Annotated in this window: 26 protein-coding genes; 12 read left to right on the forward strand and 14 right to left on the reverse strand. The window is 69.8% G+C overall.

Annotated features, from left to right (window positions below; translation table 11 throughout):
* Positions 1-60: 60 nt before the first annotated feature.
* From ABZS61_RS28675 to clpS, 7 genes are all read right to left on the reverse strand, one after another.
* Positions 61-1,011, reverse strand: a complete 951-nt coding sequence (locus tag ABZS61_RS28675) for a cysteine synthase (RefSeq protein WP_356427352.1) — start codon at positions 1,009-1,011, stop codon at positions 61-63.
* Positions 1,011-1,289 carry a MoaD/ThiS family protein gene (locus ABZS61_RS28680; RefSeq protein ID WP_356427355.1) on the reverse strand — a complete coding sequence of 93 codons (279 nt, stop codon included), beginning with the start codon at positions 1,287-1,289 and terminating at the stop codon, positions 1,011-1,013. Before ABZS61_RS28680 ends, ABZS61_RS28675 begins: the two co-directional genes overlap by 1 nt.
* Positions 1,290-1,404: 115 nt before the next feature.
* Positions 1,405-1,518 carry a putative leader peptide gene (locus tag ABZS61_RS28685; RefSeq protein WP_329210556.1) on the reverse strand — a complete coding sequence of 38 codons (114 nt, stop codon included), beginning with the start codon at positions 1,516-1,518 and terminating at the stop codon, positions 1,405-1,407.
* Between the two features lie 120 nt (positions 1,519-1,638).
* Positions 1,639-2,073 carry a M67 family metallopeptidase gene (locus tag ABZS61_RS28690; protein WP_356427359.1) on the reverse strand — a complete coding sequence of 145 codons (435 nt, stop codon included), beginning with the start codon at positions 2,071-2,073 and terminating at the stop codon, positions 1,639-1,641.
* Positions 2,074-2,184: 111 nt separating this feature from the next.
* Entirely contained in the window at positions 2,185-3,618 is a 1,434-nt protein-coding gene (locus tag ABZS61_RS28695; RefSeq protein WP_356427362.1) for an amino acid permease, read from the reverse strand.
* A 397-nt stretch (positions 3,619-4,015) separates the two neighbouring features.
* Positions 4,016-4,603, reverse strand: a complete 588-nt coding sequence (locus tag ABZS61_RS28700; protein WP_356427365.1) for a DUF2017 domain-containing protein — start codon at positions 4,601-4,603, stop codon at positions 4,016-4,018.
* A 43-nt stretch (positions 4,604-4,646) separates the two neighbouring features.
* Positions 4,647-4,955, reverse strand: coding sequence for an ATP-dependent Clp protease adapter ClpS (gene clpS, locus ABZS61_RS28705; RefSeq protein WP_031100168.1), 309 nt, complete (start codon positions 4,953-4,955; stop codon positions 4,647-4,649).
* 109 nt (positions 4,956-5,064) lie between these two features.
* Here clpS and ABZS61_RS28710 point away from each other — a divergent pair, with 109 nt between their 5' ends.
* The gene (locus ABZS61_RS28710; protein ID WP_356427368.1) at positions 5,065-6,393 is read left to right on the forward strand and encodes a nicotinate phosphoribosyltransferase; all 1,329 of its coding nucleotides are present in this window, start codon (positions 5,065-5,067) and stop codon (positions 6,391-6,393) included.
* Between the two features lie 189 nt (positions 6,394-6,582).
* Entirely contained in the window at positions 6,583-7,167 is a 585-nt protein-coding gene (locus tag ABZS61_RS28715) for an isochorismatase family protein (protein ID WP_356427371.1), read from the forward strand.
* A gap of 15 nt (positions 7,168-7,182) precedes the next feature.
* On the opposite strand, the gene ABZS61_RS28720 is transcribed toward ABZS61_RS28715, so the two are convergent.
* Entirely contained in the window at positions 7,183-7,527 is a 345-nt protein-coding gene (locus ABZS61_RS28720) for a hypothetical protein (protein ID WP_356427374.1), read from the reverse strand.
* Positions 7,528-7,649: 122 nt separating this feature from the next.
* Entirely contained in the window at positions 7,650-10,049 is a 2,400-nt protein-coding gene (locus ABZS61_RS28725) for an immune inhibitor A domain-containing protein (RefSeq protein ID WP_356427377.1), read from the reverse strand.
* Between the two features lie 382 nt (positions 10,050-10,431).
* Here ABZS61_RS28725 and ABZS61_RS28730 point away from each other — a divergent pair, with 382 nt between their 5' ends.
* Entirely contained in the window at positions 10,432-10,722 is a 291-nt protein-coding gene (locus tag ABZS61_RS28730; protein WP_356427380.1) for a hypothetical protein, read from the forward strand.
* A 12-nt stretch (positions 10,723-10,734) separates the two neighbouring features.
* Here the strand turns inward: ABZS61_RS28730 and ABZS61_RS28735 are convergent, their stop codons facing one another.
* Together ABZS61_RS28735 and ABZS61_RS28740 are read right to left on the reverse strand one after the other, a co-directional pair.
* Complete coding sequence (locus tag ABZS61_RS28735) at positions 10,735-11,406, reverse strand: RDD family protein (protein ID WP_356427383.1); 672 nt, start codon at positions 11,404-11,406, stop codon at positions 10,735-10,737.
* A 111-nt stretch (positions 11,407-11,517) separates the two neighbouring features.
* A complete protein-coding gene (locus tag ABZS61_RS28740) occupies positions 11,518-13,023 on the reverse strand; it encodes an RDD family protein (protein WP_356427386.1) in 1,506 nt (501 codons plus the stop codon).
* A gap of 271 nt (positions 13,024-13,294) precedes the next feature.
* On the opposite strand from ABZS61_RS28740, the gene ABZS61_RS28745 reads away from it, so the two are divergent.
* Complete coding sequence (locus ABZS61_RS28745; RefSeq protein WP_356427389.1) at positions 13,295-13,771, forward strand: SsgA family sporulation/cell division regulator; 477 nt, start codon at positions 13,295-13,297, stop codon at positions 13,769-13,771.
* 94 nt (positions 13,772-13,865) lie between these two features.
* On the opposite strand, the gene ABZS61_RS28750 is transcribed toward ABZS61_RS28745, so the two are convergent.
* A complete protein-coding gene (locus tag ABZS61_RS28750; protein WP_356427393.1) occupies positions 13,866-15,233 on the reverse strand; it encodes an FAD-linked oxidase C-terminal domain-containing protein in 1,368 nt (455 codons plus the stop codon).
* A gap of 97 nt (positions 15,234-15,330) precedes the next feature.
* On the opposite strand from ABZS61_RS28750, the gene ABZS61_RS28755 reads away from it, so the two are divergent.
* Complete coding sequence (locus tag ABZS61_RS28755; RefSeq protein ID WP_356427396.1) at positions 15,331-17,025, forward strand: tetratricopeptide repeat protein; 1,695 nt, start codon at positions 15,331-15,333, stop codon at positions 17,023-17,025.
* A 97-nt stretch (positions 17,026-17,122) separates the two neighbouring features.
* On the opposite strand, the gene ABZS61_RS28760 is transcribed toward ABZS61_RS28755, so the two are convergent.
* The gene (locus ABZS61_RS28760) at positions 17,123-18,337 is read right to left on the reverse strand and encodes a hypothetical protein (protein ID WP_356427399.1); all 1,215 of its coding nucleotides are present in this window, start codon (positions 18,335-18,337) and stop codon (positions 17,123-17,125) included.
* 230 nt (positions 18,338-18,567) lie between these two features.
* A complete protein-coding gene (gene hppD / locus ABZS61_RS28765) occupies positions 18,568-19,713 on the reverse strand; it encodes a 4-hydroxyphenylpyruvate dioxygenase (RefSeq protein WP_356427402.1) in 1,146 nt (381 codons plus the stop codon).
* A gap of 122 nt (positions 19,714-19,835) precedes the next feature.
* On the opposite strand from hppD, the gene ABZS61_RS28770 reads away from it, so the two are divergent.
* The 7 genes from ABZS61_RS28770 to ABZS61_RS28800 all read left to right on the forward strand — a co-directional run bounded on the left by ABZS61_RS28770 (position 19,836) and on the right by ABZS61_RS28800 (position 24,944).
* Complete coding sequence (locus tag ABZS61_RS28770) at positions 19,836-20,309, forward strand: Lrp/AsnC family transcriptional regulator (RefSeq protein ID WP_351175531.1); 474 nt, start codon at positions 19,836-19,838, stop codon at positions 20,307-20,309.
* A gap of 15 nt (positions 20,310-20,324) precedes the next feature.
* Entirely contained in the window at positions 20,325-20,972 is a 648-nt protein-coding gene (locus tag ABZS61_RS28775) for an ABC transporter permease (protein ID WP_351175533.1), read from the forward strand.
* Positions 20,965-22,233 (forward strand): betaine/proline/choline family ABC transporter ATP-binding protein, encoded by a 1,269-nt coding sequence (locus ABZS61_RS28780; RefSeq protein ID WP_356427408.1) that lies wholly within the window; start codon positions 20,965-20,967, stop codon positions 22,231-22,233. The genes ABZS61_RS28775 and ABZS61_RS28780 overlap by 8 nt, the downstream gene beginning before the upstream one ends.
* Complete coding sequence (locus tag ABZS61_RS28785) at positions 22,230-23,084, forward strand: ABC transporter permease (protein ID WP_356427411.1); 855 nt, start codon at positions 22,230-22,232, stop codon at positions 23,082-23,084. The genes ABZS61_RS28780 and ABZS61_RS28785 overlap by 4 nt, the downstream gene beginning before the upstream one ends.
* Positions 23,081-24,052: a glycine betaine ABC transporter substrate-binding protein gene (locus ABZS61_RS28790; RefSeq protein WP_356427413.1), complete on the forward strand. Its 972-nt coding sequence runs from the start codon at positions 23,081-23,083 to the stop codon at positions 24,050-24,052. The genes ABZS61_RS28785 and ABZS61_RS28790 overlap by 4 nt, the downstream gene beginning before the upstream one ends.
* A gap of 78 nt (positions 24,053-24,130) precedes the next feature.
* Positions 24,131-24,748: a winged helix-turn-helix domain-containing protein gene (locus ABZS61_RS28795; RefSeq protein ID WP_356427416.1), complete on the forward strand. Its 618-nt coding sequence runs from the start codon at positions 24,131-24,133 to the stop codon at positions 24,746-24,748.
* Positions 24,749-24,761: 13 nt separating this feature from the next.
* Complete coding sequence (locus tag ABZS61_RS28800) at positions 24,762-24,944, forward strand: hypothetical protein (protein ID WP_356427419.1); 183 nt, start codon at positions 24,762-24,764, stop codon at positions 24,942-24,944.

Consider the following 24,944-nt stretch of genomic DNA (forward strand, 5'->3'; position numbering starts at 1 on the left):
GCGCCGGATACGGGCTGGGGGTTCCAGCCCGTATCCGGCGCCCATGCACTGCCCGGTCGGTTACGCCCAGAGCTGGCCGTGGAGGGTTTCGATGGCGGCTTCCGTCGTGGGGGCGGTGTAGACGCCCGTCGACAGGTACTTCCAGCCGCCGTCCGCGACGACGAACGCGATGTCGGCCTGCTCGCCCGCCTTGACGGCCTTGTTGCCGACGCCGATGGCCGCGTGGAGGGCGGCGCCGGTGGAGACGCCCGCGAAGATGCCCTCCTGCTGGAGGAGTTCGCGGGTGCGGGTGACGGCGTCGGCGGAGCCGACGGAGAAGCGGGTGGTGAGGACGGACGCGTCGTAGAGCTCGGGGACGAAGCCTTCGTCGAGGTTGCGCAGTCCGTACACGAGGTCGTCGTAGCGCGGCTCGGCGGCGACGATCTTGACGTCCGGCTTGTGTTCCCGCAGGTAGCGGCCGACTCCCATGAGCGTGCCGGTGGTGCCGAGGCCTGCCACGAAGTGCGTGATGGACGGGAGGTCGGTGAGGATCTCCGGGCCGGTGGTGGCGTAGTGGGCGCCTGCGTTGTCCGGGTTGCCGTACTGGTAGAGCATCACCCAGTCGGGGTGTTCGGCCGCGAGTCGCTTGGCGACGCGGACGGCTGTGTTGGAGCCGCCGGCCGCCGGGGAGGAGATGATTTCGGCACCCCACATGGCGAGGAGGTCCCGCCGTTCCTGCGAGGTGTTCTCCGGCATGACGCAGACGATGCGGTAGCCCTTGAGCTTGGCCGCCATGGCGAGCGAGATGCCGGTGTTGCCGCTGGTCGGCTCCAGGATGGTGCAGCCGGGCGTCAGGCGGCCGTCCTTCTCCGCCTGCTCGACCATGTGGAGCGCGGGGCGGTCCTTGATCGAGCCGGTCGGGTTCCGGTCCTCCAGCTTGGCCCAGATGCGGACGTCCTCGGACGGGGACAGCCGCGGGAGGCGGACCAGGGGCGTGTTGCCCACGGCCGCCAGCGGGGAGTCGTACCTCATCAGCGCATGCCGCCGGCGACGGCCGGGAGGATGGTGACGTTGTCGCCGTCGGTGAGCTTGGTGGAGATGCCGTCGAGGAAACGGACGTCCTCGTCGTTGAGGTAGACGTTCACGAAGCGGCGGAGCTGGCCGCCGTCGACGATGCGCTCACGGATGCCGTTGTGGCGGCTCTCCAGGTCGGCGAAGAGGTCGGCGAGGGTCTCCCCGCTGCCTTCGACGGCCTTGGCGCCGTCGGTGTAGGTGCGGAGGATGGTCGGGATGCGGACCTCGATGGCCATGGCGTGGGCTCCTGTCGGAAGCGGGGAGTGGCGTGGGGCGCGCGTCTGTGCCCCCGCGCTGGGGGTGGTGCGTCTGTGGTGGCGCTCGGGGCCGCGGCTCAGGCGGTCGGGCGGCTCACGGGCAGGCTGCAGCGGGACAGATCGCGCTGGACAGCCTGCACAGGTCGACGTGCAGCCGCGCGACGAGCAGCATGCCCGGCGTCTTGTCGCTCACGTCATGGGGAACCATGCGGTCATCGTATCGATTCCCGACCGGGAATCCGGAGTGTGATCCCACATCGTGGATGGTCAGCGTTCGCCATGTGGACAACAGCCTGGGGCGGCGCTCCTGGCGCCGCCCCAGCAGGGCTCAGGAGGCCGGGGCGTACGCCTCGACGACCTCGACGTCCTCCTCCGTGATCTCGCCTTCCACGATGCGGTACGAGCGGAACTGGAAGGGGCCCGACTCGTCGGTGTCCGCGGTGGAGACCAGGACGTAGTGGGCGCCCGGTTCGTTGGCGTACGTGACGTCGGTACGGGAGGGGTAGGCCTCGGTCGCCGTGTGCGAGTGGTAGATGATCACCGGTTCCTCGTCCCGGTCGTCCATCTCGCGGTAGAGCTTCAGCAGGTCCGTCGAGTCGAACTCGTAGAACGTGGGCGAGCGTGCGGCGTTGAGCATGGGGATGAAGCGTTCCGCGCGGCCCGTTCCGGCCGGTCCCGCGACCACGCCGCACGCCTCGTCGGGGTGGTCGGCGCGGGAGTGCGCGACGATCTGGTCGTAGAGCGCCTGGGTAAGGGTCAGCATGGCGCCAGGATAAGCAGACGGGCCCCTGCGTACCGAGGAGCGGTACGCAGGGGCCCGGATGCTGGACGGGCCGTTGGGGCAGCCGATGTCCTGAGGGCGCCTTCGCGCAGGTCAGCGCTTGGCGAAGGAGGTGTTCTCGGGGTTGCGGGACTTGAGCACCAGATACGAGACGCCCAGGATGAGGCCCCACAGCGGTGCGCAGTACAGCGAGATCCGGGCGTCCTTGTCGACGGCCATCATCACGATCACCAGGCCGATGAAGGCGAGTGCGAACCAGCTGCTGAACGGGGCGCCGGGAGCCTTGAACGTGGACTGGGGCAGTTCACCGCGGTCGGCCTTGGCGCGGTAGCGGAGCTGGCAGACGAGGATCATGATCCAGGCCCACATGCCGGAGATGGTCGCGAAGGAGACGACGTAGTTGAACGCCTCGCCGGGCCACTGGTAGTTGATCCACACGCCGACGAGCATCAGCCCGGCCGAGAAGGTGGTCCCGACGAGCGGGAGGCCGTTCTTCGTCAGCTTGGTGAAGGACTTCGGTCCCTGCCCGTTGAGTGCGAGGTCCCGCAGCATGCGTCCGGTGGAGTACATGCCGGAGTTGCAGGAGGAGAGCGCGGCGGTGAGGACGACGAAGTTGACGATCGCGGCGCCGACGCCGAGGCCCATCTGCTCGAACGCGGCGACGAACGGGGAGACGCCCGGCTTGAACGTGCTCCACGGCACCACGGACAGGATCATGATCAGCGCGCCGACGTAGAAGACGGCGATGCGCCACGGCACGGTGTTGATGGCCTTGGGGAGAACGGTCTTGGGGTCCTTGGACTCGCCGGCGGTGACACCGACCAGCTCGACCGCGAGGAAGGCGAACATGACGATCTGGAGGGTCATCAGCGTGCCGCCGATGCCTTCGGGGAAGAAGCCGCCGTCGTTCCACAGGTTGGCCACGGTCGCGGTGTCACCGGCGTCGGAGAAGCCGATCGTGAGGACTCCGGCGCAGATGAGGATCATGCCGACGATCGCGGTGACCTTGACCATCGAGAACCAGAACTCGAGCTCACCGAAGAGCTTCACCGAGATCAGGTTCGCGCCGTACAGGATGACGGTGAACACCAGCGCGGACAGCCATTGCGGGATATCCCACCAGTACGTCATATAGGTGGCCGCTGCGGTGACTTCGGTGATTCCGGTGACGACCCAGAAGAGCCAGTACGTCCAGCCGGTCACGAATCCGAAGAACGGGCCGAGGAATTCACGTGCGTACTCCGAGAAGGAGCCGGATACCGGGCGGTACATGAGGAGTTCGCCCAGGGCCCGCATGATGAAGAAGATGACCAGACCCGCGATGGCGTACGCCAGGATCAGACTGGGCCCTGCCCGGTCGATGGCCTTGCCGGCACCGAGGAAGAGCCCCGTGCCGATGGCGCCGCCGATGGCGATCATCTGGATCTGCCGGGCTCCCAGGCCACGCTGGTAGCCCTCACCCGTCGTACCCGTGTCCACGGCCTGGCGGCCGGGCTGTCCCTTGTCGTCGACCTGCGCCGATGTCATGGTGTTGCGCCTTTCTCCACGCCGATCCGCGCCCTCGTAGGCGTCGGATCAGGTCCTGATCCCCCCGGATATGGATGGAGTGCCGCCGGCGTTCGGCCGGCTTGTAGCGCCCCCGGGGACAGGGGTGGCGTCCCCGGGCGGTCGTGAAGATCTATCACGGGCGCCCGGGCGGGCCATCGGACATTATGTGGCGCACACCACAGGAAAAAGCGGACAAGGGTTTCCAGCCGCTGCAAAGAAGGCTATTCAGGTGACGGGATCGTTATTCGGATTTGAGCATCCGTTGAGCGAACGGAGCACGGCCGGAACACGGCTGCCGGAAGGCGGCCGTCCGAACAGGACGGCGCGCACGCGACCGGCCGGAACGCAGCCGGACACGACTCCGGCACGTGACACGTCAGTGGGGCATCAGTGTTTCGACGAGCGTTTCCTGGAGGGCGCCCAGCCAGAGATAGGCCATCACCATCGGCTTGCGCGGATCGCTGTCGGGAAGCCGGTAGAGCGAGCCGTCCTGCCCCTCGTCCTCGTCGGACACCTCGAGACGGGTACCGATCGTCAGCCTCAGGTCGTTGAGGGAGCCCAGCCAGCTGCGGCACTCGTCGGCGGTGAGGGTGAGCACCGCGCCGCCGTCCTCGGCCGGCGTGAGCGCGTCGAGCGTCCGCACGACCAGGAGGGCGTCGTCGCGCTTGCGGGTGCGCAGGTCGTTCTCGGTGAAGCGGCGGAACTCCGCGGACGCCTCGCGCAGTTCCTTGTCCTCGTTCCCGTACGCCTCGGGAAAGAGCCTGGCGAGAGCCGGGTCGGTGGGCGGTTCGCTCGGACCCTCGGCGAAGAGGGAGGCGAGCGGGTCCTCGCCGTCGGCGGGTTCGTCGCCGGGGCCGACCAGTTCCAGGAGCTGGACGGCGAGGGAGCGCAGGATCGCGATCTCGACCTCGTCGAGAGCGACGGCCGCGCCGCCGCCGGGGGTGGCCTCGAAATGGCCGGCCATGGATTCTCCGATGGATGGGTCGGGCGGAGGGACAGCGGTCAGGTCAGTTGCGGTCCTGGGTCAGCGTGGCCCAGAGCCCGTAGCCGTGCATGGCCTGGACGTCGCGTTCCATCTCCTCGCGGCTTCCGCTGGAGACGACCGCGCGGCCCTTCTGATGGACGTCCAGCATCAACTTGTGCGCCTTGTCCTTCGAGTAGCCGAAGTAGGCCTGGAAGACATACGTCACATAGCTCATGAGGTTGACCGGGTCGTTGTGCACCAGCGTCACCCAGGGGACATCGGGCTCGGGGACGGCGAAGGTCTCCTCGGCCGATTCGGGACGTTCGATCTCTACGGGGGCAGCAACGCTCACCTACCCCATGCTGCCACCAGGAGGGGCCCCGCGCACAAACGGAGCCCCTTCGCCGCCCCGGCAGCGCTAGATCTCGTCACTTTGACGAATAGGGGGTAGCATCCCTGCCATGAACTCAGCGGACCTTGGGCGACGGGTCGGTGTGCCGTCGACCGCACTCTTCACCGACCAGTACGAGCTCACGATGGTGCAGGCCGCACTGAAGGCGGGCACCGCCGACCGGCGCTCCGTCTTCGAGGCCTTCACCCGGCGGCTGCCCGAGGGGCGGCGCTACGGCGTCGTCGCGGGCACCGGCCGGGTGCTGGACGCCGTGGAGAACTTCCACTTCGACGACGAGATGCTCGGCTTCCTGCGCGACCAGAACATCGTCGACGCCCCCACGATCGACTGGCTGGCCGACTACCGGTTCAGCGGTGACATCTGGGGCTACCCGGAGGGCGAGGTGTACTTCCCGGGCTCGCCGCTCCTGCGGGTCGAGGGCTCCTTCGCCGAGTGCGTGCTGCTGGAGACCGTGATCCTCTCGATCCTCAACCACGACTCGGCGATCGCCGCGGCCGCTTCCCGGATGTCGGCCGCGGCCGGTGGCCGCCGGCTCATCGAGATGGGCGCCCGGCGCACCCATGAGCTGTCCGCGGTGGCGGCGGCCCGTGCCGCGTACATCGGCGGCTTCCACACCACCTCGGACCTGGCGGCCGGCTTCCGGTACAACATCCCGACCGTCGGGACGAGCGCGCACGCCTTCACACTGCTGCACGACAGCGAGCGGGACGCGTTCCGGGCGCAGGTGGACTCGCTCGGCCGTGGGACGTCACTGCTGGTCGACACGTACGACGTGACCGAAGCGGTGCGTACCGCGGTGGAGATCGCGGGGCCGGAGCTCGGGGCCGTGCGGATCGACTCGGGGGACCTGCTGCTGGTCGCCCACCGGGTACGGCAGCAGCTGGACGAGCTGGGCGCCACGCAGACGAAGATCGTGGTGACGTCGGACCTCGACGAGTACGCGATCGCCTCGCTGGCCGCCGCGCCCGTCGACGCGTACGGGGTCGGCACGCAGCTGGTCACCGGGAGCGGGCACCCGACGTGCTCGATGGTCTACAAGCTGGTGGCCCGTGCCGGCTCCGCCGATCCTTCCGACCCGCTGCTGCCCGTCGTGAAGAAGTCGCTGGGCGCGAAGTCGTCGAGGGGCGGCCGCAAGTGGGCGGCGCGCCGGCTGGACGAGTACGGGGCGGCCGAGGCCGAGGTGATCGGCACGGGGCCCGTTCCGGCGGAGCTGGCGGACCGGCAGCTGCTGGTGGAGCTGGTCAGGGGCGGCGAGGTGGTCGCCCGCGAGCCGCTGGAGGCCGCGCGTGAGCGGCACGTCGCGGCGCGCAAGGGGCTGCCGATGTCGGCGATCCAGCTGTCCCGGGGGGAGCCGGTGATCCCCACGGAGTACGTGTGAGGCGAGGCGGACGGGGGCCCGGTGGCGGCTTCGTTCCGGCCGTGCGGGGTACGGGGCGCAGACCCGCCGGGTGCGACCCCTCCCGCACGCTCCGTGGAGTCTCTAGGCTCGTCGGCGTCCCCACTGTCCCGTTTCGCCCGCCGCATCCCCGCCGGATCCCCGTCGAACCCCCACCGAAGGACACCCGTCATGCATCGCGCCTTGATCGTCGTTGACGTTCAGAACGACTTCTGCGAGGGCGGCAGCCTCGCGGTGGCGGGCGGCGCCGATGTCGCCGCCGCCATCACCGACCTGATCGGTGCCGCCCAGCCCGGGTACCAGCACGTGGTGGCCACCCGCGACCACCACGTCGACCCGGGTGACCACTTCTCCGCGCAGCCCGATTTCGAGCACTCCTGGCCGGTGCACTGCGTCGCCGGTACGGAGGGTGTGGGCTTCCACCCGAACTTCGCTCCCGCCGTCGCCTCCGGCGCGATCGACACCGTCTTCGACAAGGGGGCGTACGCCGCGGCGTACAGCGGGTTCGAGGGCCTCGACGAGAACGGCGTCGGGCTCGCCCAGTGGCTGCGGGACCGCTCCGTGACCGCTGTCGACGTCGTCGGCATCGCCACGGACCACTGTGTGCGCGCCACCGCGCTGGACGCCGTCCGTGAGGGCTTCACCACGCACGTGCTGCTGGACCTGACGGCCGGTGTCGCCGAGGGGACCACTGAGCGGGCCCTGGAGGAGCTCCGCACCGCGGGCGTGGAACTGTCCGGCAAGCCGGTCGTCTGACCGCTCCCGGGGCCTTCAGGCGGCCGGGCGGACCGGTCCCGCGTATCCGGTGGGTCCCAGCAGGGCCCGGATGGGGTGCCAGAGCTCCTGGCCGGTCTGCGGCGCGGTCCGCCAGAGCAGCCCGTCCGGGTGGTGCAGCACCGCCGTGACCTCGTCCTCGGTCGGCGGCTGGGAGTTGCCGCGGAGGTAGACGGCGCGCAGTCCCAGGTTCCGCAGCCTGGTCAGGGCACGCGCCCGGGTGGCCGCGTGCACCAGTACGCGCACCGGGCCTCCGGGCCCCGTTCCGTCCGCCGGCCGGTTGAGGGCGACCGCCACCACCACCGTGCCGTTGGGCAACCTGCAGAAACCTCCGCCTGCCATGCTTTGCGCTCCCCCGTGAGACATCGCGTCAATAAGGATCGAACAAGACGCACCTAAACACGATCGGCCGCCGCCCGCTAGAGGGCGACGGCCGATCATGTTCTGACCTGCGGTGTTGCTGACTACTTGGTCGAGGGTCCGACCTTCACGGTCATCGTGGAGCCGCTGATCGGCTCGCTGATGATCGAGATCCGGGTGTTGGTGTCAGAAACCTTGACACTTCCCGTCGGGTTCTCCGCGTACCAGTAGGTGCCCTTGCGGTCGTCGAAGACCGGGACGCCCAGCGAGGGCTTGATCTTGAGCGCCACGTCCGCGTTGTGCAGCGTGAAGCCCTTGTTCGGGTACCAGCTGAACGGTGCGTCGAAGGGCTGGATCTTGTTGCGCAGGAGCGAGCCGTTGGCCCACTTCAGCGGCTTGGCGTGCGAGTCCACCGGCAGGATCAGGCCCTGTCCGTGGTGGGCGGAGGTGTTGTTGTCCTTCTGGGAGGTGTCCCAGAGCCACACCATCAGACCGTTCTGGTACGAGTAGTGCTCGACCCAGTCGGGGCGGGTGGCGGAGAAGCCGAAGTTGTACGGCCCGACCTCGAGGGTCTTGTCGTACGACACGTACTGGCGGTTCTCGGCGATGTAGTACTGCGGGTAGTCGTTGGTGAACGACTCACCGATCCGCGAAAAGCCCTTGGCGGTCCAGCCGTTGTCGTCGCCCTCGGCGTTGTCCGTGAAGAGCGCGGCACCGTCGGCGTTGACCGTGATGGCGTCGGCCGCGAAGCCCTTGCCGCCCGCGCCGCCGTCCGTCTGGTAACGGAAGCGGAGGTCGAACTTCTTGCCCGCGTAGGCGTCCAGCGAGTACGTGAGCTTCTTGTACGCGCCCGAGACGTCGGTCAGGGCCGGCTTGTCGCTGGCGTCGCGCGGGATGGCCACGCCGTCGGCCTTGCCGTCGAGCGCGGTCCAGCTGGAGCCGCCGTTCTCGGACACCTCGGTGTAGAGGTAGTCGTAGTCGGCCTCGATGTCGTACCAGCCGGACAGGTCCAGCGAGGCGGACGTCTTGCCGGTCAGGTCGACCGAGCGGGTCAGGGTGTTCGACAGGTCGTCACCCATGTCGCTCCACCACTGCTTCGAGCCCTCGGCGGGCTTCGTGACAGTCGTGGTGACGGCCTTCTCGGGCAGCTCGACGACGAGCGCCTGCTTGTTCTTGGTGTTGTACTCCGAGACACCCAGCTTGTGGACGGAGTTCGTCGCGGCCTTGGCCGTGGCGTAGTCGAGCCAGCCCAGCTGCAGCTTGTCCCAGGCGGTCATGTCGCCCGGCAGGTTGCCGATCTCGCCCGTGCCGGTGCCGAGCCAGGAGCCCGCCGACATCAGGGACCAGAAGCCGACCGAGTTCTCGCCGCCACCGGAGGTGTCGTACAGGTCCGGCAGACCGAGGTCGTGGGCGTACTCGTGGGCGAAGACACCCAGGCCGCCGTTCTCGGGCTGCGCGGTGTAGTCGCCGACCCAGATGCCCGTGTCGCCGATCTCGGCGCCACCGGCCTTGTTGCCGGCCGGGCCGGTCGCGCCGGCGTTGGTGCCGTACGCGTACCAGCGGTGCGCCCAGAGAGCGTCGGTGCCCTGTGCGCCGCCGCCCGCCGACTCGTCCTCACCGGCGTGGACCAGCTGGAAGTGGTCGATGTAGCCGTCGGCCTCGTTGAAGTTGCCGTCGCCGTCGAAGTCGTAGCGGTCCCACAGGTCGTACTGGGCGAGGTCCGCCTTGATCTGCTCCAGCGTGCGGCCCTTGGCCTTCTGGTCGGCGACCCAGGCGTTGACGCCGTCGCGGACCGTGTCCCACACGTTGGCGCAGTTGGAGGAACCGCAGTAGTTGGAACCGTAACGGGCCTCGTTGTACGGGACCTTGACCCAGTCCGAGACCTCGCCGTCGACCGAGTAGCGCCCGGAGGACGTCTTCTCGTAGTACGTCTTCAGCGATTCCTTGCCCTTGCCCTCACCGAAGTAGAGGTCCTGGAAGTGCGCCTGGTCGTAGTCGGCCTGCCAGGCGGTGCTGTTGTCCTTCGCCGGGTCCGGCTCGGCTATCTGGTTGTGCTGCGGGCCGGGCGTGCCGCCGTACTTCTTGACGGGCGGCTTGGGGCCCTCGCCGTCCGGGTCGAACATCGTGGTGTCGTCGACCTTGTCGCCGAACTCCACGAGGACGGTGAATATCTTGTCGGTCTTCTCGCGGCCGAGCTCGACGTACTTGTTGCTGCCGAGCTTGACGACCTTGGAGCCGCCGCGGGTCGAGACCTTCTTGTCACCGGCCAGCACCTGCTCCAGCGCGGCCTGACGCTGGGCGTCCTGCTCCTTGCTGAAGGGGCCTTCCAGGTCGTGCTCGCTCGCCTTGACCGGTGCGGGATCCCGTCGGTCAACGATGGAGGCGCCGGATCCCGATGCCTTGTCATCCGCCTGGGCGGTGGCGAAAACCGACGCCGTCGCGGCGGTGGCGGCCAGCGCCACAGCTACCGCGGTGGCGCGTAGCGCTCGTCTCTGAGTGATCACTTGATGCAGTCCTCCCCGGCGTTTCGCGTCCGCGGCATGGGGGTTGAGCAAAGCCGCGCGCGTCAACGCGTCACAAGTGACGACATTCGATCGGAAGTATGAGAGAAAAGACAGATCTTGACTTGCACAGGCCAACTGCACTATGCAGGAGCCGAATTCCGCTATCCGGACGTTCGGCGCTTTGCCGTCGCCCCGTACAACCGGCGCGTCGCGCCGCCCGATCGGCGACAGCGTGATTCAGTGCGCCCCCCGTGCACCGGTACCGTGGGTTAGGTCACGCTTACTACGTGTTCCTCCCGGGCATCCACCGTCGTAGAGTCGATTGACAGTGCGACCGTGTTGAGAGACTCCCCCAGCCGATGCCCCGAGGACGGATACCGCCATGCCGCGTCCGACTGCCGCACAGTTCTCCTACGGTTCGGTCACCGTCGTCTTCGCGACCCTCGCCATGCTGCTGCTGTCCCGCACGGACTCGGGCATCGGTGTGGCCGTCATCTGCGCCGCGGCCCTGGGGCTCGGTCTGCTGGTGGCCGTGACCGTACCCCTGCCCAAGCGCCCGAAGGTCCGGACGGCACCGGCGCCCGCCGCCGCCCGTACCCACCGCACGATCGAGGACATCGAGATCGCCGCCGCGCACACGGAGCGCATCGGGGAGCATTCACTGCACCGCTGAACGGCCCCGCCCTCACGGGATGGCGACCACGACCGTCTTGGACGCCTTGTCCTGCAGCGCCTGCCGGTACGGCTTGTCCGTGAACATCAGCACGATGTTGATCAGCCACCACAGGCAGGGGCAGCACAGCAGCGCCGGGACCCACAGGACGACGGCCCGCATCAGCGCGGAGCTGGTGTCGGGCACCGAGCCGTCGTTGAGCATCGCCACGCGCATCTTCAGCAGCCGCTTGCCGAGCGTCCGCCCGTCCTTGTGCGTCAGATACGTGTCGTACGCGACGTAGGCCACCAGGCCGATCAGCGACCAGAGCAACTGATGCCCGCTGTAGGTGTTGCCGATGGCATCACCGAAATCGTCGTCGCCACCGTCCGAGGTGACATCGACCGCGCCGCCGAACGGCAGCGAGATCAGGTACAGCGGGATCGAGATGATGAGGAAGTCGATCAGCCGCGCCAGGATCCGCCTGCCCGGCTCGGCGAGCGGCGGCATCCCGGCCAGCGGATCCTGGCCGCCGTACTGCCCGCTGCCTCCGAACGGATCCCGGTCGTGCGGCGGAGGTGGCGGTGGCGGCCCGCTGCCGTAGGGCGAGCCGCCGGACTGCGGCTCGGAGCCGTGCGGCGGCCTCTTGGAGAAGGGATCGTCCTCGGGCGGCTGTCCCGGTGGCGGCGGCGGTTCGTTGCTCATGGGGGCAGTGCACCCCGCCCCGCACAGCCCCGCAACGGCTCAGGTGCTTTCGGGGGACGGGAGGCGGCACACGGCGTAAGCGGGGCCCGTCCCCCGCCGGCTGACCCGCCCTCAGCCGGCGACGAACGTACGCGCCGCCTTGTCGTGCCAGCACTGACGCCACGGGCGGTCGAACAGGCACCACAGCACGTTGACCACGCCGATGACGAGAAGGCCCAGCACCCCGTACACCAGCCAGCGGCGCAGCGCCGCCCCGATCGTGGGCGGCCCGTGCGACTCGATGTCCCGCACCTCGAGCCCGCAGATCTTCTTGCCCGGCGTGCTGCCCCACTTGGCGGTGGGCAGCGCCTCCAGTACGAAGCCGAACACCAGGAACACGCCGAGTACGGCACCGAACAGCCCGGCCGTGGTGGCGTCCAGCAGCCAGACGGTGACCGTCTCGCCGGACTGCTTCGCCGCCTCGATCTTCTCGTCGATGTGGTCCATCGCCTGGGTGACCAGCGGGAATCCGATCGCGCCGACGACCGCGCCGAGCAGGATCGTGTCCAGGATCCGGGCGGTCAGCCGCTTGCCGAGCCCCGCGGGCCGGGCGGACGCCTGGGCCCGGGCGAGCTGCTGGAAGGGGTCGTCGACCGGAGGCTTCCAGGGCACGACGGGCGGCTGCTGTTCGGGCCGGGCGCCCTGCTGCTGTGCGGGCATCGGGCGCTGCGGCTGGTGCTGCCGCGGCGGCTGTTGCTGCTGCGGGCGGGCCGTCTGCTCGGGCTGGGCCAGCTGATGCGCCTGCTGCGCCCAGGACGCGGACCCGCCGCCGGGACCGGGAGTCAGGGGCGTGTTCACCTGGGGCGCCTGCGGCTGGGACCGGGCCTGCGCCTGGGGCGGGTTCGAGGCCTGCGGCGGGGACCCGGCACCGGGCTGCACGGCGCGGATCGACATCGTGCCGTCGGCGGGCGCCGGTCCCTCCTCGCGCGGACGCGGCGGACGGCCGCCGCCGTCCCGTCCCACGGCACGGATCGTGACCGTACCGTCGGTCGGCGGAAGATCCGCGTCGCCGCTGCCGCCGGGCCGGTCGGCGACGGCGCCGTCGGCCACGTCACCGCTGCCGTCCCGCATGCCGGGAAGCGCGCCGCGCGTCGGGTCCGGCGCCCCGGACCGGCGCGGATCCTCGGACGCGCGGTCGGAACGGTCAGCCGGAGCGGCGGGGGACGACGGTGCGCCGTCGCCGGGCGTACGGGGATCCGGTCCGCCCCAGGAGACACGGCGGTCGCGGTCACCGCCGAAGCCGGTCTGCCGCGACGTGTCGGCCTGCCAGGCCGTCGCGGGTTCCGGGCGGCCGCCGGTGGCACCCGCCTCACCGCCCGCGCCGAGCCCGTCCTCGTCGAAGAACATCGGCCCGGTCTCGTCCACCGGGGCGGTCCGCCGCGCCGTCGGCTGCGGGGCGGCATCCTCCGCCGGGAAGGGCGCCGCAGGGGTCGCCTCCCCCTGCCTGGGTGCGGGCCGGCTCGTGCCGGGAACCCACGTCGCACCGTTCCAGTACCGGACATATCCGGGAATGGACGGGTCGGGGTAGTAGCCCTCGCGGGGGCTTTCGTCACCGGGTGCCGGGGTTGGGGCGCTCATCACCGTGGTCCCGTATCTCTTCGAGGCCTCAGACCGGCCGGCGATCGGAGGGTGGCGTGGCACCGTCCGATCGCCGGCCGGCCTCCATACAAGGGTCCACATCTATCAGACCGCCGTGCACCCCCGGGCCGGTCCTGCCGTTTGGACCACTTTCCGGGTCCGCGGAAGTTTTTCTGGGAAGTCGCGTCATGGATGGCCGGGAGGGCGCTCTCTCCTTGTGCGGACCGGTCGAGGGACCGGCCCTACGAGCATCGGAAGGTCGTGCACCCTCATGCAGAACATCGTGGAACGGGAACTGGAACTGAAGCTGGTCCTCTCGCCGGAGCGCTCGGTCCCCGTACCCGCCCGGCTGTCCTACCTCACCGACGACCCGTACGCCGTGCACATCACCTTCCACATCGGATCCGAGTCGCCGGTGCACTGGACGTTCGCCCGCGAGCTGCTCGTGGAAGGGGTGTTCAGGCCGTGCGGGCACGGGGACGTACGGATCTGGCCGACCAAGGTCGACGAGCACAGCGTCATCTGCGTCGCGCTCACCTCGCCCGACGGCAACGCCCTTCTGGAGGTGCCGTCGGCCGCCGTCACCGCCTGGGTCGAGCGGACCCTGCGGGTGGTGCCCCCGGGGTCGGAGAGCGCGCTGCTCGGCCTGGACGGCGCGCTCGCCGAGCTGCTCACCCCCCTGCCTGCCGACGACCTGTGGCTGAGCGACCCGTGGCCCTCCGACGAGTCCCAGGACGGCGACGCCTGAGTGCGGCGGGACAGAAGTGGGGCAGGGCAGGAGTACGGCGGGCAGGAGTGGGACGGGCGGAGGCGGACCGGCAGAGGCGGACGAGCAGGACGGGTCAGAACAACTTGCCCGGGTTGAGCAGGCCCAGCGGATCGAAGGCCGCCTTGATGCCGCGCTGCAACTCGACTCCCACCTCACCCAGTTCGCGGGCGAGCCATTCCTTCTTGAGCACGCCGACCCCGTGCTCGCCGGTGATGGTGCCGCCCAGTTCCAGGCCCAGCGCCATGATCTCGTCGAAGGATTCACGGGCCCTGCGGGACTCGTCGGCGTCGGTGTGGTCGAAGCAGACGACGGGATGGGTGTTGCCGTCCCCCGCGTGGGCGACGACGCCGATGGTGAGGCCGAACTTGCCGGCGATGGCGGCGGTTCCCTCGATCATCGCGCCGAGCCTGGAGCGCGGCACGCACACGTCGTCGATCATCGTGGCGGACTTGATGGTCTCCATGGCCGGGAGCGACAGCCGACGCGCGTGCAGCAGGAGTTCGGACTCGGCGGCGTCCTCGGCGGGCACGACCTCGGTGGCGCCGGCCTCGGTACACAGTTCGCCGACCGCGGTCAGGTCGGCCGCCGGGTCGGGGGTGTCGAAGGCGCAGAGCAGCAGCGCCTCGGTGGATTCGGGGAGTCCCATGGAAGCCATCGCGTTGACGGCACGGACGGTCGTACGGTCCATCAGTTCGAGGAGTGAAGGGGTGTGGCCGCGTTCCATGATCCGGCAGACCGCGTCGCAGGCGGCCGCCGCGGAAGGGAACTCGGCGGCCAGCACGAGCTGTTGCGGGGGCTGGGGCCTCAGTGCGAGGACGGCTTTGACAACGATGCCGAGACTGCCCTCGGAGCCGACGAAGAGACGGGTCAGGTCGTATCCGGCGACCCCCTTGGCGGTGCGGCGGCCGGTGTTCAGGAGGCGCCCGTCGGCGAGGACGACCTCGAGACCGAGTACGTACTCGGCGGTGACGCCGTACTTCACGCAGCACAGTCCGCCGGACGCGGTGCCGATGTTGCCGCCGATGGTGCACATCTCCCAGCTGGAGGGGTCCGGCGGGTAGTACAGCCCGTGCTCGTTGACGGCGCGGGACAGCACGGCGTTGATCACACCCGGTTCGACGACCGCGATCCGGTCGACCGGGTTGATCTCCAGGATCCGGTCCATCTTGACGAGGGAGAGCACGATGCAGCCGTCGGAGGCGTTGGCCGCACCCGACAGACCCGTCCTGGCGCCCTGCGGCACCACGGGGACGCGCAGCGCCGTGGCGGTCCGCATGACGTGCTGAACCTCCTCGACCGTGCGGGGGAGCACGACGACGGCCGGAGCGCCCGCGTCGCAGAAGCTCGCCATGTCGTGGGCGTACGTGGCGGTGACATCCGGGTCGGTGATCAGGGCATCGGCCGGCAAGCCCGCGCGCAGCTGTTCGAGAAGATCGTCCATGATCCAAGCGTGTCACCCGGGGCCAATGGTGTGAACCCGTCTGCGCCAGCGATCGCGCAGCGCGATGTGATCTTCGCACTGACGCAGAGTGAGGCGCATGGATGCCATGCCGCAGCAGAATCCGGAGCCACCCCCCTCCACCCTGCCGCCGGAGGGCGCGACGGCCGTGCCACCGCCTCCCACGCCGATGCGCACGACACTGCGCAGGGCGGCGTTCGGTGCGGTGGCGGGCGCCGTGCTCGTGGCCGGCGCGGTGGTCGCCGTACCGGACGGCGACCAGGAAGCGGGGCCCCTGCCCGGACCCGTCGCGCGGGCGGAGGCTGCGGCGGCGGCCGGCTCCCCGGCGTCCCTCTCCGACCTCACGGCACTGATCGGGGACCGGCAGGAGTGGGTGGAGACGCATCCCTCCGACGCGCCGTCCTGGGCGGTGCTCGGTACGGCGTACGTGGAATGGGGCCGGCGTTCCGCGGACGCGGCGTACTACACGCGGGCCGAGCAGGCCCTGCAGCGCTCGCTGGCCGCGCAGCCCGGTGAACGCGGCAACGCGGAAGCCTGGGTGGGGCTGGGGGCGCTCGCCAACGCACGGCACGACTACCTCGCCGCGAAGAAGTGGGGCGAGACGGTACGGGCCCGGCAGCCGAAGAACTGGACGGCCTACCCCGTCCTGATCGACGCCTACAACGGCCTCGGCGAGTACACGGCCGCGGGCAGGGCCACGGAGAAGTTCGGATCGCTGCGCAAGGGCGTTCCCGCACTCGCCAGGACCGCCGACATGTACCGCGGCCAGGGCTGGCGCGAGGACGCCCTGGCCACCGCCCAGGAGGCGGCGGACCGTGCCACCACCCCCGCGGAGAAGGCGGAGGCCCTGCACCGCCTCGGCGACCTGGCCTGGGAGCGCGGCGAGCCCGCGGAGGCCGCCGCACAGTACGAGGCGGCCCTGCGCACCGACGGCAACCACCTTGCCTCCCGCGCGGGCCGGGCCCGCGCCCTGGTGGCCCTGGACCGCACGGACGAGGCGCTGGCCGACTACCAGACGGTGAGCGCGAAGCTGCCCCGCCCCGAGTACGTACTCGAACTGGGCGAGCTGTACGAGTCCCTGAACCTGGACGGCGACGCCCGCACCCAGTACACGGAGCTCCGCAAGCTGCTCGCGCAGGCGAAGTCGGCCGGAGTGAACGAGTCCCTGACCGAGGCCCGCTTCGAGGCCGATCACGGCGACCCGGCGGCGGCGGTGGACCTGATGCGCGCCGAGTGGTCGGCCCTGCACCGCAGCTCGGCGGCGGCGGACGCACTCGGCTGGGCACTGCACCGGGCGGGCCGGTCGGAGGAGGCGCTGCAGTACGCGGAGCGGGCGGTGGGGACGGGCGTCCGGAACGCCTCGTACACGTACCACCTGGGTGTGATCGAGAGCGCCCTCTCCCAGAACGGCCCGGCCCGCAATCATCTGGAGGAGTCCGTCCGTACGAACCCGGTGTTCTCCCCGCTGGCCGCTCCCCTGGCGCAGGCCGCCCTGGACTCCCTGGGTGAACCGGCTCCGGGCGGCCCGGCGGACATGCAGCCGGACCCCGAACCGGTCCCCGAGCCGGAACCGGTGAAGCCCGAATCCTCCGAGTCCGAACCGGCGAAGCCCGAATCCCCCAAGTCCGAGGCCCCGAAGGGCGAGGCGTCGAGGGGCGAAGCGCCGGAACCCGATTCCCCGAAGCCCGAACCGGCTCCCGCACGGCAACAGGCGCAGGCGCAGGCCGCACCCTCCGCCTCCCCCGGGACGGCGGTGTCCTCCCCGCGTCCCTAGGAGGCTCCGCACGGCCCGTCCGGGGTCGCAAACGGGGCGGGGGGCCGGTTCCTCACCGGCTCCGCGCCCCGTTGTCGCGATCAGTGGCGCGAGGGTGTCACCGCACCGTGGTGCTGGTGCTCACACCGGTCGGCCTGAGGGGCTCGTAGCCCGTGGCCAGGAGTTCGGCCCTGACCTTCAGCCCGTCGCGCCCGCCCGTACCGCCGTCATCGCCGTCACGCCGCGGGTGGTCGCGGTGGGTGACGATCAGTGCGGTGCGGTAGGTGCCGTTCGGGCTCAGGCCGACGCTCGGTGCGGGCGACACGACCCCGGTGAGCGTCCGGCCCGGACCTGCGAGGAGGGCGAGGGGCCGGCCGTTCGCCGTCACGGTGAGGTCTCCCGGGACGAGTGCCCGTCCGTTCGAGAAGGTGAAGCGGGTGCCGACCGCCCGGTACTCGGGGCCGTCCGCCGGGTCGGTGAAGGAGACGAAGCCGCTCGCCGTGCCGCCCCGCGTGCGCGGGCAGGGGTGGCTCGCGTGGTGGCAGGGCCGGTCCTGGCTGCCGCGGTTCAGCACCATGAGGCCCTGGGCGAGCCCTTCGACGGCGAAGTCGTACGTGGTGCCGTTCACGGTCAGGTTGTCCACGAAGGTGTCGAGCGAGGCCTCGACGTCACCGAGCCTGCCCACGTTCGCGATGAGGCCGATGACCCCGTCCCCCGGGGCGTCGCACTCGGCGGCGTAGGTGCTCAGGGGCGAGTCGGATCCGGCGGGCAGTGCCGGGTCCGTCGGCAGCGCCCGTGAGGTGCGCCAGAGCGAGGCACCGGTGGACTCGAAGTGCTGCCAGGTGTCCGGCACCACGCCGGCGCGTCCCTGGCTGTCGGTGGCGAGCTGCGGCTGGAAGCTGAGGGTGGTGAACGCGCCCCCGCAGACCATCGGGAGCTGGAGGTTCGCGGCGGTGCCCGTGGCGCCCCCCTCCACGGTCCTCACGAAGGAGTCGTAGGACAGCTCGGCTGCCGCGACGGTGCTCAGCGGGACCTGGGCCGTGTAGTAGTGCGCCGCCTGGGCCTGCTGCCCGCCCGCGATCGCGAGGTGCAGGCTGCCGTTGAACCGGACCGGGTCGGCGAAGGGTGAGACCTCCTGGATGCCGTGCGGCCTGTTCACGTTGCTCGGGGCGTCCTGCAGCCGGATCCAGGGTCTCCCCGGTCCCAGGTCGGCGGCCCTGACCTGCTGTACGACGTTCGCCGCCGCCGCGCCCACGGCGGAGGGGGTGAGCATGGCGAGGGATGCGCCGGCCGCCACTGCGGCGGCGGAGAGGGACGCGGTGAGGCGGTTCATCGAGTGGAGCTCCCGTCGGAAGCTGCGGCGCGCTCGGCCGCAGACCGCGGTGTCGCGGCTCCCTCATCCGTCCCACGCGCGGCAGGGACAACTCCCGCCGCGCCTCTACCTCACCCGTTCAGCACGGTCAAGGACCCCGCCGGCCCGAGCGTGTCCCGCGGACCGCACGCGGCACCACGCAGCGGGCGGGGCCCTCCGGCTGTTCGAAGGCCCCGCCGACGCACGGTGGATCAGAGGTTGCCGCGCTTCTCCTGCTCGCGCTCGATCGCCTCGAACAGGGCCTTGAAGTTGCCCTTGCCGAAGCCCATCGAGCCATGGCGCTCGATCATCTCGAAGAAGACCGTCGGACGGTCCTGGACGGGCTTGGTGAAGATCTGCAGCAGGTAGCCGTCCTCGTCACGGTCGACCAGGATCTTCAGCTCGCGCAGCGTCTCCACGGGGACCCGGGTCTCGCCCGCCCACTCGCCGAGGGTGTCGTAGTACGAGTCCGGGGTGTCCAGGAACTGCACGCCGGCCGCCCGCATCGCCTTCACGGACGCGACGATGTCGTTCGTGGCGAGCGCGATGTGCTGGACGCCCGCGCCGCCGTAGAACTCCAGGTACTCGTCGATCTGCGACTTCTTCTTCGCGATCGCCGGCTCGTTGATCGGGAACTTCACCTTCAGCGTGCCGTCGGCGACGACCTTCGACATGAGGGCGGAGTACTCGGTGGCGATGTCGTCGCCCACGAACTCCTTCATGTTGGTGAAGCCCATGACCTTGTTGTAGAACGCCACCCACTCGTTCATCCGGCCGAGCTCGACGTTGCCGACGCAGTGGTCGATGGCCTGGAAGGTGCGCTTGGCGGCCGGTTCGACGATCGGGGCCGCCGCGGTGAAGCCGGGCAGGTACGGGCCGTCGTAGCCGGAGCGGTCGACCAGCGTGTGGCGGGTCGTGCCGTACGTGGCGATGGCGGCCAGGACGACCGTGCCGTTCTCGTCCTTCAGCTCGTAGGGCTCGGTGATGCCCTGCGCGCCGTGCTCGACCGCGTACGCGTAAGCGGCGCGGGCGTCAGGGACCTCGATCGCGAGGTCGACCACGCCGTCGCCGTGGGCGTTCACATGGTCGGTGAGGAAGGTGCCCCACTCGGTGGACGCCTTGATGACGGAGGTGAGGACGAAGCGGGCGGAACCGTTGGTCAGGACGTAACTCGCGGTCTCGCGGCTGCCGTTCTCCGGTCCGGAGTAGGCGACGAGCTTCATGCCGAAGGCGGTCGAGTAGTAGTGCGCCGCCTGCTTGGCGTTGCCCACGGCGAAGACCACCGCGTCCATTCCCTTGACCGGGAAGGGATCGGCCTGCCGGGCGGTGTCGGGGGTGGTGTGCAGAGTCTCAGTCATGTCCGAAGGTTCCCGCCGCTTCGCAAGGTGCGCAACAGTTCGCGGAATCGCTGGTCAATCTGTACAGGGGATGGCGATGATGGGCGGGCTATCCGTACAGGGTGCCCATCAGGAGGCGGATCATGGCGATCGATCATCTGGACGGCCGGCTCATCGTGCTGCTGGCCCGGGAGCCCCGTATCGGTGTACTGGAGGCCTCACGGCGGCTGGGAGTGGCGCGCGGGACCGTACAGGCGCGGCTGGACCGTCTTCAGTCGAATGGCGTCATCCGGAGCTTCGGCCCAGACGTCGACCCGGCGGCGCTCGGCTACCCCGTCACCGCGTTCGCCACGCTGGAGATCAGGCAGGGCCAAGGTGCCGACGTACGGGCCCATTTGAGTGGCGTGCCCGAGGTCCTCGAACTGCACACCACCACCGGGCAGGGCGACATGCTGTGCCGGCTCGTCGCCCGATCCAACGCCGATCTCCAGCGGGTGATCGACAGGGTTGTCGGTTTGGATGGCATTGTCCGGGCGTCCACGGCCATCGTCATGGAAAACCCGGTCCCCCTGCGTATTCTCCCGCTCGTCGAGCAGGCTGCACAGGACACCGACTGACCCGAGGAGCGTGATGTGAACTTCTGGGAGTACGTGAGCACCCGGCACCAGCAGCTGCTCACCGACGCGTTCCAGCACGTCAGCGCCGTCTTCCAGTGCATGGTCATCGCCACGTTGCTCGGCGTCCTGATCGGTGTGGTCAGCTACCGGAGCCGCTGGGGCGGGTCGTTGGCCGTCACGTCCACGGCCATGATCCTCACGATCCCGTCGCTCGCGGCGATCGGCCTGCTGATCCCCCTGGTCGGCCTCGGTGTCCCGCCGACCGTGATCATCCTGACCCTGTACGGGCTGCTGCCCGTCGTCCGCAACTCCATCGTCGGGCTGCGCGGTGTGGACCCTGCCCTCGTCGACGCGGCGAAGGGCATCGGGATGTCACGTACGGCGCAGCTGTGCCGAGTGGAACTGCCGCTCGCCTGGCCACCCATCCTCACCGGGATCCGGGTCTCCACCCAGATGCTGATGGGCATCGCCGCCATCGCCGCGTACGCCTCGGGGCCAGGTCTCGGCAACGAGATCTTCCGCGGTCTCGCCTCGCTGGGCAGTGCCAACGCGATCAACCAGGTCCTCTCGGGCACGCTCGGCATCGTCATCCTCGCCCTGCTCTTCGACGCCGCGTACGTCCTGCTCGGACGGCTCACCATCCCGAGGGGGATCCGTGTCTGAAACCGTCACCGGACCGACGGGGACTCCCGCGTCCGGCACCACCACCTCGGGTGCCACCATCCAGCTGGAGAACCTCACCAAGTCCTATCCCGGCAGTCCCGCTCCGGCTGTCGACAACGTCTCCATGGACATCAAGGCCGGCGAGACCGTGATCCTCGTGGGGCCCTCGGGCTGCGGGAAGTCCACCACGCTGAAGATGATCAACCGGCTGATCGAGCCGACGTCCGGGCGGATCAGGATCAACGACGAGGACGTCACCGACATGGACGGGGTGAAGCTGCGGCGCAAGATCGGCTACGCGATCCAGTCCTCCGGGCTCTTCCCGCACATGACCGTCGCGGAGAACATCGCCCTCGTGCCGAAGATGACCGGCTGGTCGAAGTCCGGGGTGAAGAACCGCGTCGAGGAGATGCTCGACCTGGTCGGTCTCGATCCGCGGGAGTTCCACGGGCGCTATCCGCGCCAGCTCTCCGGCGGCCAGCAGCAGCGGGTCGGCGTGGCACGGGCGCTGGCCGCGGACCCGCCGGTGCTGCTGATGGACGAGCCGTTCGGCGCGGTCGACCCCATCACCCGTGACCACCTCCAGGACGAGCTGATCCGGCTCCAGCACGAGCTGCACAAGACGATCGTCTTCGTCACGCACGACTTCGACGAGGCGATCAAGCTGGGCGACCGGATCGCGGTGCTGCGGGAGCGTTCGCACATCGCCCAGTTCGACACCCCGGAGGCCATCCTCACCAATCCGACGGATGACTTCGTGTCCGGGTTCGTGGGGGCGGGCGCGGCGCTGAAGAGGCTCAACCTCACCCGTGTACGGGATGTGGGGATCGCCGACTTCCCGACGGTGACCGTCGAGGACCCGCTCCAGTCGATCTTCGACAAGCTGCGCGACGGCGGACACAACGAGCTGCTGATGCTGGACCGCAGGAACCGCCCGTACAAGTGGCTTCGGCGCGGCGACCTGATGCGGGCCCGCGGCTCGCTGGCCCGGGCCGGGCAGTTGGTGCACGACACCGTGACCCGGGACGCGACGCTCCACGACGCGTTGGAGGCCGTGTTGACCGACAGCAGCGGACGGGTCGCCGTGACGGGGCGGCGCGGGGAGTTCATCGGCGTCGTGGACATGCACACGCTGATGAATTCCGTGCAGGAGCTCCTGGAGGCCGACCGGCTCACCGCGATGGAGCACCAGCACGATCTGGAGCACCTGCGGGTCCATCGGACCGAGGAGGAGCTGGAGGGGGGTGGCAGCGGGCTATGACCCCCAGTCATCAGGCACCCCCCGACGGGACACGGCCGCCCGGGGAGCACGATGTGCGAGGCCACGCCTTTCGCGACGAGGAGGCGGAGCCCTCCCCCGCGCCGGCCCGTCCGGCACGCCGGATCACCTGGCAGAAGCTCGTGGTGGTACCGGCCGTGTGCGCGGTCGTCCTCGTGGCGACATACCTGTGGATCTCCCACGTCGACCTCGACTCGATCGCGGAGAACTCGCTGGCCGGCGACATCGTCGAAGTGCGCTGGTGGCAGCACGTCAGACTGACCGCGATCTCCACCTTCTGGGTGCTGGTCATCGCGATCCCCCTCGGCATCGCGCTGACCCGGCGCGGCCTGAACAGGGCCGCCCCCGGCGTCACGGTCCTCGCCAACATCGGCCAGGCGACCCCGGCGATCGGGCTGCTGGCGCTGCTGGTGATCTGGCTGGGCATCGGCCCGTCCACGGCGATCGTGGGGATGGTGATCTACGCGGTACTGCCGGTGCTCTCCAACACGGTGGCCGGCCTGAAGGGGATCGAGCCGACGCTCGTGGAGGCGTCCCGGGGCATCGGGATGTCGCCCATGGGGACGCTGACCCGGGTCGAGCTGCCGCTCGCCGTCCCGCTGATCCTGGCGGGCGTACGGACGGCCCTGGTGCTCAACGTGGGCACGGCGACCCTGGCCACCTTCGGGGGCGGCGGCGGACTCGGCGACCTGATCACGTCGGGGATCCAGACGCAGCGGATGCCGGTGCTGATCCTGGGGTCCGTCCTGACGGTGGTGCTGGCCCTGCTGGTGGACTGGCTGGCCTCGCTGGTCGAACTGGCGCTCACACCGCGCGGACTGGAGGAAGCGTGAGGGTACGTACGGGCCTGGCATCGGCTGCCGCGCTCGCCCTGCTGCTCACGGGGTGCGGGCTGAAGAGCGGTTCGCCGCTGGTGGACGAGGTGGAACCGGGGTCGGTCGGGAAGGGGCAGCCGCTCAGAGGCGCGTCACTGACCGTGACCTCGAAGAACTTCAGCGAGAACATCATCCTCGGGCAGATCATGGGCCTGGTCTTCAAGGCGGCCGGTGCCGAGGTGCTGGACCGGACGAACCTGCCGGGGTCGATCAGCGCGCGCGAGGCCGTCGTCAAGGGCGAGGCCGATGCCCTGTACGACTACACGGGCACGGCATGGATCACCTACCTGGGCCATGCCAAGCCGGTCGTCGACCCGAAGAAGCAGTGGGAGGTCGTTCGGGACGAGGACAAGGGCAACGGGGTGACCTGGCTCCCGCCGTCCACGCTCGACAACACGTACGCCCTGGCCATCAGCAAGGAGAACAACGCCAAGTACCACCTGAAGACCCTGTCGGACGTGGCCGCGCTCGCGAAGAAGGACCCGAAGGCCGTCACGGTCTGCGTCGAGAACGAGTTCGCCTCCCGCGACGACGGCCTGCCCGGCATGCAGAAGCTGTACGGCATGAACCTGCCGGCCGCGAATATCAAGAAGATGGACGCCGGAATCATCTACACCCAGGTGTCCAAGTCCGACTCCTGCCTGCTCGGCGAGGTGTACACCACGGACGGCCGCATCAAGGCGATGGATCTGGACGTCATGGAGGACGACAAGCAGTTCTTCCCCAACTACAACGCGGCCCCCGCCATCCACACGGCGACCCTGAAGAAGTACCCGGAGATCGCCGGACTGCTGGCCCCGGTCACCGAGATGCTGACGACGCAGCTCGCGCAGGAGCTCAATTCGAAGGTCGACGTGGACGGGCAGGACCCGCACGAGGTGGCGCTGGACTGGCTGGTGGACGAGGGGTTCATCCGGGAGGGCTGAGCAGGGCACCAGGACTTCCAAAGAAGTCGTTGCAAAAAACCGGTTGCAAAGCAATCTTTGCAACTCTATGGTCGTGTCATGCCACCGAACGAGCCCGAGAACCGGCCGGTCCCGTACGCCGACGACCCGAAGATCCACCACGTCGACGCCCGCACCCTGCGCGGCCTCGCCCACCCCCTGCGCATCCGGCTGCTGAACACACTGCGTGAGTTCGGCCCCGCCACCGCCTCCCGTCTCGCCGACCGGCTCGGCGAATCGAGCGGCGCCACCAGCTACCACCTGCGCCAGCTCGCCTCGTACGGCTTCGTCGAGGACGACCCCGAGCGTGGCAAGGGGCGCGAGCGGTGGTGGAAGGCCGTCCACACGGGCACGGTCTTCGAGCGCAGCGAGAACTTCATGCAGCACCCGGACCCCGAGGTGCGCGGCGCCATCGGAGTCGTGCTGCACGAGGTGGCGACCACGCACGCCCAGGAGCTGAACACCTGGCTCGGCACGATGCACGAATGGCCCGAGGAGTGGCGTCGCTCCTTCGAGCTCAGCGACTTCAAGCTGCGCCTCACCCCCGAACTCTCGATGGAGCTCGCGGAGAAGATGCTCGACCTCGTCAACAGCTACCGGGGCCGCGTCCCCGACGACACCGAGGGGTCGGCCGTCGTCCGCACCCACCTGCACATGTTCCCGCGTCCCACCGACTGAGGGGATCACCGTCATGCACAGCGACGTCCACCATCTGCTCCACTCCTACCGCGCCACCGAACTCCGCCGCGAAGCAGTCCGGTTCTCCCCCGTACGCCCCGGGCTGCGCCACCGCATGGGCTGGACGATGGTCGAGCTGGGCCTGCGTCTGGCACAGGCCCACCCGGCCCCGGTACGCGCCACGCGAACGGCCTGA

This window comes from Streptomyces sp. NPDC005566 (assembly GCF_040605575.1).
Classification (GTDB): Bacteria; Actinomycetota; Actinomycetes; order Streptomycetales; family Streptomycetaceae; genus Streptomyces.